Origin of the sequence: Olivibacter sp. XZL3 (genome assembly GCF_004368405.1) — a bacterium.
Taxonomy (GTDB): Bacteria; Bacteroidota; Bacteroidia; order Sphingobacteriales; family Sphingobacteriaceae; genus Olivibacter.
The window spans coordinates 24715-37812 of the sequence record NZ_SBJH01000122.1; the positions used below are offsets into that span (position 1 = coordinate 24715).

Here is a 13098-nt window from a genome sequence, read left to right on the forward strand (position 1 = left end):
GTTATATACGTTTTTTTCTACAGTTTTAAAACGGAAGATGACTTTTTGGAAAAGCTGTGCTATAATTGTCGAAGATGAATAGCTATGTTCTGCGCTGTTCAGTAATCTAATTTCAAAAGTTATGTACGAGGTTCGCCAGTTAAAACGGTCTGATAGAAATTTGGTTAAAGCGATTTGCGAATCTTTGAAAACCGCTTATGACCCCAATGTCTCCCGTTTTTTTGTTCACCAGGATAACGGATACCTGCGATTTTTTCAGTCTGTTCTTGATCATCCATCTTATGCCACTTATTATGTGTATAACACGGCTTCCAATGAACTTTGCGGCTTTGCCTGTTTTCAATTCTTGGATGGTATTATTTTTCTCAAACACATCGTTGTGGATAATCGCGTGCGCGGAAGTCGGATCGGCACCACTTTGCTGACTCGGGCGATGGACGATATTAGAAGCACATTGCCAGCAAGGGACTACCTGTTTCAACTCCACGTTTTCGAAAAAAACAGTCGCGCTTTAAGTTGGTACCTAAGTATTGGCATGGAGCCTTTGGACTGTACTTATTGGTACGATTTGCAAGCCGCAATCGCAGGCGAAGATAGGCTCGATGACTTGGATTGGTCATCTTTTCATATCAAGGCCGATGATTTCGGTTTTCAGCAGCTTTATTACGGCAGCACCTATATCGGAACTATATTAGCCGGCAGAACGCTTATCGTAAAAAATCAAGCCCTATTGGCGTGCCTAAAGCTTTTAAAGGCGGCCATGCTTTATAAAAACCTGACCTCTATCGGCTATATAAGCGAACAAAAATTAGCCTTTAATTTAGTTGACAAGGCTTTATTAATGAGTAAGCCTGTAAATCAATTAGAACTTGTTTAATCGCTATTTTCATGCGATGCACGATTGCTGTGTTAATCCGTGTGATTTTGTGTAACAATCAACATTATTTCGTTTATATGCGCTATTTATTATCATAATGCCCCAAGAGCGCATTTTTTATTGACGATTTGACAATCTTTGCAGTGCAAGAAGACGGTAAAGTTATACCGAAAATCGACTTGTCGGAAGGTAACCACTGTAAGTGGAATGGCGAAGCTTTGTGATGATTGGTTTTTTGTTAAGCACCGCCGTGTTAATATTAATGTTAGATTTTTTAATATAAAATTTAAAATTATTCTCGATGATTAGTGTAATAATACCTTGTTATAATTGTGAACGTTTTCTCGCACGGGCAGTTGAGAGCGTAGTAAAACAGGGGCATGCCGATTGGGAGATGATTTTAGTTAATAATAACTCGGCAGACGGGACGCAGCGACTTATTGACCAATATGTGATGCAGTATCCTACTAAGGTTTCCGCACTGTCTGAAGGGAAAAAGGGCGCATGTCACGCTAGAAATGCCGGGCTAAAAATAGCCCGAGGCGAATGGATTCAATTCTTGGATGCAGATGATGAGTTACTTCCCAAGAAGTGGGAGCGCCAACTACAGTTGGCAGGAGCAGATATAGATGTGGTCATCGGCGCTTTTACTAGGGTATATGTGGAGTTGAACAAGGAGGAAAACTTTTTTACGCCATACGGAACAAATATTTGGCAAGCTATCCTTCGTTCCAACGCCGGTATCACCAGTGCTAATTTATACCGGAGAGATGCCTTGACGGCCGTGAATGGTTGGGATGTGAACCTGAGCTCTTCCCAAGAGTATGACCTCCTGTTTCGTATACTTAAATCGGGCGCCAGCGTCATTTATGACACAGCGCTTGGTGCTCGCATTTATGAAGAGTCCGGTTCTGTTTCGAGGCCTCGTAGCAAAGAAGGCATGGAGCGCATTGTTAACAATTATGTGGATTTACGGATTCGAATCGCGTCTTACCTTAAACAAGAAAATATATGGAATAGCGAGCTCAAGGATCGATATGCCGTGAGCTTATACGAGATGATGCTTAACCGTAAGGGAGCTTCCATCGACAATGTACATGCTGTTATGCGTCAATTAGGATTGAAAACCTCGGGCGCTCCACAGTTATTTCAACGCTCAAAATTTTATATAAAAAAGTTTATTCTTAGGCGGTGATCGCTGTCATACTCGATCAATAGGATATTTCATTTGAAATTCAATATTTATGATTCAAGTTACCAAACCTTTCTTGCCACCAGTTGAAGAGTATCTCGCCTATGTCAGAGACATATGGGACAGGCAGTGGCTTACAAACAATGGCCCTTTAGTTAACCATTTAGAGTTAAGGCTGAAGGAACATCTGGATGTGAAGCATATGATATTTGTCAACAACGGTACCATAGCCTTGCAGATTGCGATTAGAGCATTAGGTCTTACAGGTGAGGTAATCACAACTCCATTTTCATTTGTAGCCACCACGAGTGCGCTCGTTTGGCAAGGCTGTAAGCCGGTCTTTGTGGATATCGACCCAGAAACATTCAATATAGATCCGACTAAGATTGAGGCGGCTATCACCGATAAAACCACGGGCATTCTTGCGACCCACGTCTATGGTAACCCCTGTGCGATCGATCAGATACAAGCGATTGCCGATAAACACCAGCTGAAAGTGATCTATGATGCCGCACACTGTTTTGGTACCCTGTATAAGGGGCAATCGGTGTTTAATTACGGGGACATCAGCACCTTAAGCTTACATGCAACAAAAACTTTTCACACCATTGAAGGAGGCGCCATTTTTGCCTCTTCTGCCGAGCTCTTAAAAAAGATCGCTTATATGCGGAATTTTGGTTTCAGCAACGTAGATCAGATCAGCGAGGTAGGAATTAATGGCAAGAATTCAGAGTTCCATGCGGCTATGGGATTGGCGAATTTTCCTTATATAGATTCCCTCACACAATACCGAAAAGATCTATATAGCTATTACGATGAACGGCTGTCCACTTTAGAAGTGCAAAGGCTTAAAATCAACCCGAAAGGTGTTTTCAATTACGCCTATTATCCAGTTGTGTTTGCAAGCGAAGAAAGGTTGTTAAAGAGTATTGACGAGCTTAACAACAATCGGATTTATCCACGCAGATATTTTTATCCATCATTAGATACGCTCAATTATGTAGATGCATCATCATGTCCCATTGCGAGAGACATGGCAGCGCGGGTATTATGCTTGCCGCTTTATAACAGTTTATCATTCGAAGAAGTAGATTTCGTTTGTCGGATACTTCTCCGCGTGCAGAATAATTAAAGAAGACAGCTTTTAGGCTTGTGGTTAATACTAAAACAAAATTAAGGTAACTACAGAAAGTAGTACCTCAGTCAACTTCACTTTTACAGTTGTTATGAATTTACATTTAATAGACGATGAAAAATTTTTCGACCCTTTTGTAGAGAAGCTCGAATCTCTCAATTTGCTTGAAAATAACATCTTCATAGTTAAGGAATGTGGCCCCCTTAAATTCATCAAACGTAGCGACTTAGTACACGGTAGGATGTGCGAAAAGGACCTGATAGGAGATACCCGGCAATACAAAAAGGTGTTTATTCACTGTTTCACGCCAGACATGTATGATTGGGTGCTTGAACATTCTTTTAAAGAGCTTAATTGGATGATCTGGGGAAAAGAACTCTATAGCTCTGACCTGGTGAACTATCCACTTTACGAGCTCCTTACAAAGGAAATAGTAAAGAAAGTAAGCACTCAGCGGTTCTCCTTCAATTTGGGTTATTGGCGTCCAAAAAATGTAATAAGGCGTGTCAACTTACCGAGAATCTTCAGCAAATTTGATAATATACTCACCTGGATTGAGCCGGAATACGAATATGCTGTTCGTAATATCAAAGGCTTACGTGCCAAACACCAGCAGTTTGCTTATATGTTCGAGATGGATGCCAACGTATTGAGAAGACGTTTCGGCAACGCTCAATCGTCTAGAAAGCGCATAACTGAACTTCGGTGTATTCTCGGCAATTCCGGCGTTGCTTCTAATAATCACCTGGACGCCATACAAAAGACAAATAATATTCCTTTCAAAGAAATCCTCATCCCGATCAGTTATGGGAATGAGCGGTACATCGAGTTGTTAAAGGATGCCGTTCAAACGATAGGTGCCAACGGCAATATCAGCTATCTCGACAAATACGTCAGCTTTACCGACTATATAGAGGTTTTTGATCAGTACGACGTGTTTATCAGTAACTCCATACGACCTGTCGGCATGGGAAATGTGTGGATGGCGCTATTGATGGGCAAACTCGTTTTTATGAATAGACGAAATTTAGTCTTTCCGTACTTACGGGCGATGGGAATTGAAATCTTTGATATAGGCATGATAGAAAAAGTGGATTCAATTTTTAAGACCATCGATTTAAAGAAGAACGCAGATCTGGCTGCTGAATTTCTTTCAAACAAACGAATTAATAAGATGTACGTGCAGTTGTTCAGCAAAGAAGTAGCGATGCAACATGAAGCCGTTTAATATTTTCTACCTATAAAAATGAAATCTTGTATGAAAACGAAAACAAATAAGTTACAAAAGTTAAAATTATTAATCTTAGGCGCCCTGCTTCTGGCGTCATGTTCCAGCTCTAAGAAGCTTCAGTATTTTCAAGATATGCCGCAAGTCAAATCCGGCACCGAATTCAACATGACAAAATTTGAAGAAGTGAAAATTCAATCGGACGACGTGCTTAATATCCGTGTTAATACCGTGGATTTAGAAGCTTCAGAAGCTATTAATAATGGAAACAATGTTACGCCGGGAATTGCACGTAACATCAGTACGAGTGGGTATAATCAAATGATTACGGGCTACATGGTAGCCCACGACGGCACCATTGATATACCTGTTTTAGGGAACATCAAAGTAGGCGGCTTAACCATGACCGAAGCAACGGAGAAAGTAAGGCTCCGTGCGGAAGAGTTTTTTAAAGGTGCTACCGTAAGCATGCGTTTCGCAAACTTTAGAATGTCTGTTTTGGGAGAGGTTAAAAACCCTGGAATCTTCATCATTCCGAATCAAAGAACATCCGTTTTAGATGCAGTGGCCTTTGCTGGCGATTTAACCATGTTCGCTAAGCGGAACAATGTGATGTTGATCCGCCGGGATGAGTCGGGCAAGGCCATAGCAGTCAAAATGGACTTAACGTCAAAGGACGTCTTCGAGTCGCCTTACTTTTACCTGAAACAAAACGACGTGGTTTATGTGGAACCGGCTCGATCAAAACTTTTAAATGCGGATACGGCCTCTACCAGATACCTGAGTGTACTCATTTCTTTGATTTCACTGGGTATAGCGATTTGGCGTTAATTACCGACTTTTTAATGAAATTATACATATTAAAACCCAAAGCGGCATGGAAAAAGATAAAGGCATAAAATCGTTCATTTTGCGAACGTTAGGCTATTGGAAAGTTTTTCTTTTAAGCGTTGTTATTTTTGTAGGTCTGGCCTTCCTTTACTTAAAATATGCAACCCCTCAATATTTGGTATCGAGTGTTATCATGTTGAAGGATCAGAAAAATATGGCAGAAAGTAAGGCTATCACTACGTTCGCTAATGATAATGGACTTTCGTCGTTACTGAAACCAAGTGAGAATGTGTTAAACGAGCTTGATGTATTGAGCTCAAGACGGCTTGCACGAGAAGTTGTTAAAGAATTGAAACTCAATATAAAGATAGGCCAGAAGAACGGGCCTAAATTTGTAGAGCTGTATGATCGCGCTCCTTTTGACGCATCGCTTGTCAATCTAAAAACGGATTCAGTTAAAGAGCGGAATTTCGAAATAGAGTTATTGCCAAGCGGTAAAGTGAAGGTTGTAAATGAGGATGAACAATTGAATAAGGTTGTCGGTCTAAACGAGCCTATACAAACTGCACAATACGATCTGACCTTGCAGCCGATGGTTCAAAAATTACCTGTCGGACAAAACTTTATCGTAAATGTAATATCCGAAAATGCAGCCATTAGCAGCCTGCTGTCGAGCTATACGGTTGAACTGAGCGATAAGCAAGCGACAACGGTAAATCTGCAATTATACTATCCACATCCCAAACGTGGTGAGCAGATCCTCCAAAGTCTAATGGAGCGATATTTGGTCGACAATCGTAATGAAAAAATACGTATTGCCGATAGTTTACTCGTCTTTATTGATGATCGTTTGGCATTAGTTGCTTCCGAATTAAACGATGTGGAGGCGCAGTTGGAGACCTTCAGAAGTAGCAATCGCATTACTGATCTATCTGAGCAATCGAGAATATTAATTGGAAACGCCAACGAATATTACAACAGGTTAAAGGAACAAGAGGCGCAGCTAAAAGTAATGGGCGAGCTTGAAACCTATGTGAAGAATCCCCGGAACCAGCGCATACCTAGTTCTACGGTCATTCAGAACTCGTCTTTTGCTGCTTCTTTAAATCAGTATAATGCGTTAATCCAAGACTATGAGAAGAAAAAATTGTCGTATACCGATTCCAATCCTGTATTGCAAAATCTGAAAGATCAGATAGCATCTGAGCGGAGTAATCTCCTGCAAAATATCAGCGCTTATAGGAAAGAGCTTCAGATGACAAGCTCCGAATTGGGTCGGCAGAACAGCGGGTACAATAGCCAGATCAGCAAAGTACCTGCACGCGAACGGGCATTTGTGAATTTCAGCAGGCAGCAAGAGCTAAAACAGCAATTATATGTTTATCTCTTACAGAAAAGAGAGGAAGCAACCATTGCGAAATCGTCCAATGCACAATCTGCTAAAATAGTAGATGAAGCGAAAAGTACCAATGGCCCCGTTAAGCCAGTGCCTAGCATTATCTATATCATGGCAGGCCTGTTGGGATTAATTGTGCCATTCGGATTTATCAATGGAAAAGAACTGGTCCGTACGAAATTGAATTCCGAATCGGATATCGAACGATATACAGATATTGAGATTATCGGAAAAATTGCGCATAACGCCACGCCGCAGACATTGGCAATAGGTAAAGGAATGCCGAACACCATCTTGTCTGAAGGATTTAGAAGTTTGCGGACCAATCTTTACTATGCACTGCAGTCGAAGGCCTCTAAAACCTTGATGGTGACGTCGAGTGTCAATGGCGAAGGAAAAACTTTTATGTCATTGAACTTAGGGAATGCACTGTCATTAACCGGGAAAAAGGTGGTCTTCGTAGAGCTTGACCTTAGAAAGCCAAAGCTGGCTCAAATGATGGGTATTAATGAAGCAACCCTCGGCTTTACCGACGTTGTACTCGGAACGCATACCTTGGATGAGGTGATTATCCCCAGCCAGCATAGCAACTGTTATTTGTTGTCGGCCGGTACACGCACTGAAAACCCTTCTGAAATTCTCTTGGAAAGCAGCGTGACAGATATTTTCAACGAGTTGAGCAAGAAATTTGATTACGTCATTGTTGATTCGCCTCCGGTTGGCCTTGTATCAGATGCGATGATTATCCAACAATACGTGGAGATGACCGTATATGTGTGTCGGCATAACTATACCAAGAAAGAGCAGATCGAGTTTATTAACGAGTTGAAGCGAAAAAATAAACTGGGCGATATGTACTTGGTAGTGAATGATGTAGATGCGCGATTCTCGGGCTACCAGGCATACGGGTATGGCTATGGTTACGATCACGAGGAACCGGGCAGTAAATCGATTTGGAAAAGAACGTTCGGAAAATAAAACATAAAAAAGGAAATGCTATGCTTGTAGCAGATTATCAGCTGGAGAAGACATCAGACATTACGATTTTTTTTAATCGTTACGTCAATTTTATGATGCTATTTTTTCCTATCACATCGTTTTTAGTAGTGCCTTCGGTGCAAGGTACTACCATGACGACTGTTTTGGCGGCCTTATTGATGGGATTACTGGTGATCCTTCCGGAGAATAGATATAAATATTCTTTTTTTAAGGAATTATTTGCCTTTGTGTTGGTTTTCTTGTTCTTCAGTTTGGTTTCTCAGTCCTTGAACCTGGCACTGGACCTGAAGTTAAGTGATAAACTATTACTGGTCGACAGAGGCAACTTATTGCATACATTTTTCCGTTCTACCCACATTACGCAGGCCATGTACCTCGTCATGTCGTTTTTCATTTATCTTTTTGTAAAATATTATTCCGACAAAAAGGTAATAACATATGTGTACTATGGATTGCGGATATTATGTGCCTATGGCTTGTACGAAATTTTATACTTCCAAGTGACCGGAACGACAGGCGACTTCTTAACCAATAGGACCTTTTCCAATGAAGAAGGGTCGGGTTCGTTGTCGCAAATGATGAATGTAGCCGGATTCCATGTGCTTCGTATGAAGAGCTTAACGGGCGAACCGTCGATGTTTGCCTTTACAGTTTTTCCGTTTTGGGCGCTGACCCATGCACTGAAGAACAGGTTTGACAATATCCTTTTGCTTGGATGTTTATTTCTGACCTTTTCTACCACGGCTTATGGCGCAATGATTTTATTTCAGATCGCTTGGTTTATCTACAAAAAGAAATATCAGAAGCTGTTTTATCTTTTAGGTTTTGCGCTTGTTTTCCTGTTTGCGCTTCAAATAGATCCGGTACGCGAAAAAATGGAAGGGGTTTATGAAACGGTGTTTGCCAGCAAGCTGGGTGGCAATAGCGGTTCAAAGCAAAGTAGATCGGGCTGGATTACACGTCATTATGACTATTGGGTGGATGTTGATGCTCCGCACCAATTGTTTGGAATAGGCTTCGGTTACATCCGGTCAACAGACTTTTTAACCACCTTGTTGGTGAATTGCGGACTGCTAGGCTTAATTACCTTTAGTGCCTTTTTCTTTGCAAATTTACTGAAACTCAGGAAGATTGATAGGGATATATGGATGTGTTATTGCTTCGGGCTTATCGGTCTGTTCCTCATTTTGATGCTGACCGTCCCCGAGTTTGGATATCCTTCCATGTGGATTTATTTAGCGCTTGGCCATGTGCTGGTTGATAAAAGTAATGAGAGAACTGATGAACAAACTTCTTAGCGTGCGCGTTTTTGTTAGCTGCTTCCTGCTAGTTTTTTCCTCGAATCTGTATGGCCAAGGGGATGATCAGCATTTTGCTTGGGGCGTAAACGGACATCCCCTTACCCAAGAGGCATATAAATATAGTACGATGAACGAGCAGATTCGGATATTAAGGGATCTTGGCGTGAACTATTATCGAATCGACGTTCCGATAAACGGGGAAGGGAAGGCGCGGAATGCCCCGTATTTTCAAGAATTGTTGAGGCGGTTAAGGTCTGTCGGAATCAAACCGATGTTGGCCATTTTTCCGAGCGGAAGCAAAAAACCAAATCCAGATTCGGCATCCGTTTATTCGGAGTATTTCACCTTGGGACGTAAATTTATGAAGCTGTATGGAAGCGATTTAGAAGTTGTGGAAGTGGGGAACGAATGGGATTTGAAGCTGATGAAAAAGGATCCCAAGAACGACGGACGAAAAGCGTCACATTATCAAAGCGATTTAATTGCTAAACAGATGTGGCTGCTGCAGGGCATGGTTGACGGCATGAAAAAAGAGAAGCCGTCATTGAAAGTAAGTATGTCGCTCACCTGGGTTCACTGGTATTATCTGGATATCTTAAAGCAGTATAGGATAAATTACGACATTATCGGTTATCACTGGTATTCAAACATGGGAAATATCACGAATGTGGTTGCCCCTTATGGCGATTTTTTGCCAAAGATTGCCGAGCGCTATGGTAAAGAAGTGTGGATAACCGAGTTCAATACCTACCGAGGAAACAGGCGAACCTCATTTGCCAAGCAGAATGAATATGTAGAAAGCAGTTTAGCAGACATCACCAAGCACAAAGTAATTAAGGGCTTTTTCATTTATGAGCTATTTGATCAGCCCGCTTTGAGTAGGTATCCGGACGAAATGAGTTATGGGCTGCTTTATTTAAAGGATGGTGTCTATCAAAAAAAGCCCATCTATCACACGTTTAAAGAATTCATTAATACACATAAATAGCATTGTTACCGCCGAATATGAGGAAAAAAATATACGTAAATGGGAAGTTTTTAGCCCATAGAGTAACGGGCGTCCATCGGTACGCAATTGAAATTGTAAAAAAGCTGATTGATTTTGGTGAAGATGTTGAGATATTGGTGCCTCCCCAAATGATCCGTGCATCCAATCCTTTTCCCGAAACCCTGATACGGGAAGTAGACGGACACAAGTCGAGGCTGTTATGGGAGCATCTCAGTCTACCGAAATACTTAAAAAAGCAGCAAAACTATGTTTTGCTTAGTCTCTGTAATATCGGGACCTTATACGACAAAAACCAGATTTTATGTATACACGATATGTCGTATGCGGTGAACCCTTCTTGGTTTACCAAGTCTTTTGCCCGGTACTATAGCATTATGATTCCGCGATTGGCAAAGCGGGCGAAGCGATTAATCACAGTGAGTGAGTTTTCAAAGAAACAGATAACTGAACAGCTGGGGATCGCCCGTGACGAGGTTTCGGTGGTATATAATGCCCCTGCAGATAAGTTTAATGCAGCGTCGACCAGCAACATCAGCTATGTTAAAGACGACTTCTTTTTATTTGTCGGTTCCATGGACCCGCGGAAGAATATCAATTTGATCATCGACTTTTTTTCAAAGCCGTCAAATGCCAATCAAAAATTAGTGATCGTCGGTGCGAAAATAAAAAGCTTTAACGAGGTGAATTTTACTATTCCCGCTAATGTAACGGTGTTAGACAAATGCGATGATAATGAACTGGCGGATCTTTATCGCCGGGCAAAAGCTATGATAAATCCTTCTTTTTATGAAGGTTTCGGAATACCCGTTGTGGAAGCAATGGCCAGCGGGTGTCCGCTCATTCTGTCGGACCTTGAAGTGTACAGGGAAATTGCGGAAGACGGAGCTTTTTATTTTGATCCCTATTCGACGGCCAGCTTGGAGGCTGCCGTCAAGGCCTTTCTTCAGGCAGAGGAAAGCCAGATTCACGCGCTTATCGATAAAAATATGGAAAGGAGCCGAAAATTTAGCTGGGAAAAGTCAAGTAAGACGTTGTTGAATGTAATTTATCAAGTATGACAACATGGTTAAAGAGTTCCTGGTACGACCTCAAAGAATTAAGGGCGCAATACGAGTTGCATCCCCTTATGGCGATCATTGCTAACAGAGGATTTCATGCTTTGTTCGTCTATCGCTTATCGAATTGGCTCTATCGTATAAGGATCCCCTTATTGCCTTTGCTTTTTACGCGGATTATTCAGGTATTATACGCTATTGATATTGACTATAAGGCGAAGATCCAGGGAGGCGTTATTATCATTCATGGTGTAGGCTTAGTTATTGGGGAAGGTGCCATTATAGAAAAAGGGTCGGTTTTGTATCACGGTGTAACGCTGGGAAGAAAGACACAAGGGAAGTATACTCCAGAAGGGGATGGCTTCCCACAAGTGGGAAGGGATTGTGTGATAGGTGCCGGTGCAAAATTACTCGGAGCGGTCATTATAGGGGCTGGAAGTATTGTAGGTGCTAACTGTGTGGTAACCGAAAGTTTGGAAGAAGCATCGTTAATAAAACTATCACAGTCTTCTTATTTAGTTAAAAGTCTTAGAAAACCCTTGTTAACCGATTAACATATGACTCTATTAACCGAGCAGATAGCGGCCTGTCTGGGAGAAGGGCGTGAGGGTGGTTCTTTAAATAACCGAACCATGAACAAAAAAATGCGGATCGTTTTATTCAATACCTTTTACTATCCAAAGTTGGTTGGCGGAGCCGAAGTATCGGTGCAGCTACTTGCCGAGGAGTTGGTTCGGAATGGCCATGAAGTATATGTTTTTACCATCGGAAAAAAGGAAGAGATCGCCCGAATAAATGGTGTAATCGTTATCCGCTTTGTTTCGAAGAACATTTCTTCTGTGTACGATAACAAAAAGCATGGATTTTTAGCCACTACTGCTTGGCTGTTATTGGATTCGCTGAATCCCTTTTACCATTTTAGATTATCCTACCTTCTTAAAAGAATACAGCCGGATGTGGTCCATACCAATAACGTGATGGGGTTTTCGCCGGCCATTTGGTTAACCATCAAGCGCTTGCATCTGCCCTTGGTTCATACCATGCGCGACTATTATCTTTTGTGCCATAAGTGCAATATGTTTAACGGAACGCGGAATTGTGATGGAATATGTAAAAGCTGCAAATTGACGCATCTTCCGAAAAAATGGTTATTGGATAAGCCTGACGTGCTCGTCGGTGTCAGCAAATTTACCGTAAAGAAACACCAAGAGCAGATTGACGCCGGGCCGTCATCGCATTTTGAAGTTATTTACAATGCAGTGAAGCTTCCTGTAGCGCCGAAAAGTGAGAAGTCGCAGCAAACGTTGACAATAGGGTATATGGGCCGGATCGCTAAAGATAAAGGGGTTGAGTATCTTGCTGCCGAGATCCAGCAATTGATACAGGTAGTGCCCGCCTCTTCATTTGAGTTACTATTGGCAGGAGATGGGCCTCAAGAATATATAAGTTATTTGACGAGACAGCTGAAAGGCGTCAATTGCCGGTTTTTAGGAAAGGTTAAGCCCGCTGATTTTTATAAGCAAGTGCAATTGACAATTGTGCCGTCGGTGTGGAACGAGCCTTTTGGACGTGTGGTAATAGAGTCTTTTTCTTATGGTGTGCCGGTTTGCATGGCCGCGAGAGGGGGGCTTACTGAGCTTCACGACGATCGGGTGTCGTGGCTTTTCAATATGGATGATGCGCATGCCTTGTCGTCGATTTTAACGGATATTATCAACGACAGGAGCGAACTGCATGAAAAAGGGCAACATGCGAAGGACTATGCTGCTAAGTTTAGTGTCTCGGAGAACGCGCGACAATACACGGAATTATATTCGAGCTTAAACAAATAAAGCGGCTAAATGCCGCTTTATTTGGTATGCAGTGATAAACTAGCTTATAACAATTATTTTAAGATCGGTGCAGCAAAAGCGGTTGGCTTATAGGTGCTGTAAGGTTGCGTCCAGTTAATGATGCCGTAATAAGATTCTTCCGAATGATTTTTTTCCGGCTCGTTAAACAGTTCGTAGATAAAGGCTCCCATCACCTTTGGGTTTTTTCTGATTTTGGCCATGAAAGAATCAAAGAAAGCTTTT

The 13098-nt window shown here is 41.8% G+C and carries 12 protein-coding genes; 11 read left to right on the forward strand and 1 reads right to left on the reverse strand.

Annotation, left to right across the window (positions count from 1 at the left end; genetic code table 11):
- The first annotated feature begins 121 nt into the window (after positions 1–121).
- The 11 genes from EPX21_RS22500 to EPX21_RS22550 all read left to right on the forward strand — a co-directional run bounded on the left by EPX21_RS22500 (position 122) and on the right by EPX21_RS22550 (position 12855).
- Positions 122–877, forward strand: a complete 756-nt coding sequence (locus tag EPX21_RS22500; protein WP_134092142.1) for an N-acetyltransferase — start codon at positions 122–124, stop codon at positions 875–877.
- A 301-nt stretch (positions 878–1178) separates the two neighbouring features.
- A complete protein-coding gene (locus EPX21_RS22505; protein ID WP_134092143.1) occupies positions 1179–2072 on the forward strand; it encodes a glycosyltransferase family A protein in 894 nt (297 codons plus the stop codon).
- 49 nt (positions 2073–2121) lie between these two features.
- Positions 2122–3201, forward strand: a complete 1080-nt coding sequence (locus EPX21_RS22510; protein WP_134092144.1) for a DegT/DnrJ/EryC1/StrS aminotransferase family protein — start codon at positions 2122–2124, stop codon at positions 3199–3201.
- Between the two features lie 94 nt (positions 3202–3295).
- Positions 3296–4432 (forward strand): TDP-N-acetylfucosamine:lipid II N-acetylfucosaminyltransferase, encoded by a 1137-nt coding sequence (locus EPX21_RS22515; RefSeq protein WP_134092145.1) that lies wholly within the window; start codon positions 3296–3298, stop codon positions 4430–4432.
- Between the two features lie 30 nt (positions 4433–4462).
- Positions 4463–5263: a polysaccharide biosynthesis/export family protein gene (locus EPX21_RS22520; RefSeq protein ID WP_166670862.1), complete on the forward strand. Its 801-nt coding sequence runs from the start codon at positions 4463–4465 to the stop codon at positions 5261–5263.
- Positions 5264–5309: 46 nt separating this feature from the next.
- A complete protein-coding gene (locus tag EPX21_RS22525) occupies positions 5310–7637 on the forward strand; it encodes a polysaccharide biosynthesis tyrosine autokinase (RefSeq protein WP_134092147.1) in 2328 nt (775 codons plus the stop codon).
- Between the two features lie 20 nt (positions 7638–7657).
- Positions 7658–8956 (forward strand): hypothetical protein, encoded by a 1299-nt coding sequence (locus EPX21_RS22530; RefSeq protein WP_134092148.1) that lies wholly within the window; start codon positions 7658–7660, stop codon positions 8954–8956.
- On the forward strand, positions 8940–9947 hold the full coding sequence (locus EPX21_RS22535; protein WP_166670863.1) for a glycosyl hydrolase 53 family protein: 1008 nt from the start codon (positions 8940–8942) through the stop codon (positions 9945–9947). The genes EPX21_RS22530 and EPX21_RS22535 overlap by 17 nt, the downstream gene beginning before the upstream one ends.
- 17 nt (positions 9948–9964) lie before the next feature.
- Positions 9965–11026 carry a glycosyltransferase family 1 protein gene (locus EPX21_RS22540; RefSeq protein WP_134092150.1) on the forward strand — a complete coding sequence of 354 codons (1062 nt, stop codon included), beginning with the start codon at positions 9965–9967 and terminating at the stop codon, positions 11024–11026.
- A complete protein-coding gene (locus EPX21_RS22545) occupies positions 11023–11577 on the forward strand; it encodes a serine O-acetyltransferase (RefSeq protein WP_134092151.1) in 555 nt (184 codons plus the stop codon). Before EPX21_RS22540 ends, EPX21_RS22545 begins: the two co-directional genes overlap by 4 nt.
- 3 nt (positions 11578–11580) lie before the next feature.
- A complete protein-coding gene (locus EPX21_RS22550) occupies positions 11581–12855 on the forward strand; it encodes a glycosyltransferase family 4 protein (protein ID WP_134092152.1) in 1275 nt (424 codons plus the stop codon).
- 53 nt (positions 12856–12908) lie between these two features.
- Here EPX21_RS22550 and EPX21_RS22860 read toward each other — a convergent pair.
- On the reverse strand, positions 12909–13098 hold a 190-nt coding region (locus tag EPX21_RS22860; protein WP_206106135.1), incomplete at its 5' end, for a hypothetical protein.

What these genes read in the sequence shown, in the direction of transcription:
- EPX21_RS22500 (WP_134092142.1), top strand. Translation starts at nt 122, where the DNA reads ATGTACGAGGTTCGCCAGTTAAAACGGTCTGATAGAAATTTGGTTAAA.
- EPX21_RS22505 (WP_134092143.1), top strand. Translation starts at nt 1,179, where the DNA reads ATGATTAGTGTAATAATACCTTGTTATAATTGTGAACGTTTTCTCGCA.
- EPX21_RS22510 (WP_134092144.1), top strand. Translation starts at nt 2,122, where the DNA reads ATGATTCAAGTTACCAAACCTTTCTTGCCACCAGTTGAAGAGTATCTC.
- EPX21_RS22515 (WP_134092145.1), top strand. Translation starts at nt 3,296, where the DNA reads ATGAATTTACATTTAATAGACGATGAAAAATTTTTCGACCCTTTTGTA.
- EPX21_RS22520 (WP_166670862.1), top strand. Translation starts at nt 4,463, where the DNA reads ATGAAAACGAAAACAAATAAGTTACAAAAGTTAAAATTATTAATCTTA.
- EPX21_RS22525 (WP_134092147.1), top strand. Translation starts at nt 5,310, where the DNA reads ATGGAAAAAGATAAAGGCATAAAATCGTTCATTTTGCGAACGTTAGGC.
- EPX21_RS22530 (WP_134092148.1), top strand. Translation starts at nt 7,658, where the DNA reads ATGCTTGTAGCAGATTATCAGCTGGAGAAGACATCAGACATTACGATT.
- EPX21_RS22535 (WP_166670863.1), top strand. Translation starts at nt 8,940, where the DNA reads ATGAACAAACTTCTTAGCGTGCGCGTTTTTGTTAGCTGCTTCCTGCTA.
- EPX21_RS22540 (WP_134092150.1), top strand. Translation starts at nt 9,965, where the DNA reads ATGAGGAAAAAAATATACGTAAATGGGAAGTTTTTAGCCCATAGAGTA.
- EPX21_RS22545 (WP_134092151.1), top strand. Translation starts at nt 11,023, where the DNA reads ATGACAACATGGTTAAAGAGTTCCTGGTACGACCTCAAAGAATTAAGG.
- EPX21_RS22550 (WP_134092152.1), top strand. Translation starts at nt 11,581, where the DNA reads ATGACTCTATTAACCGAGCAGATAGCGGCCTGTCTGGGAGAAGGGCGT.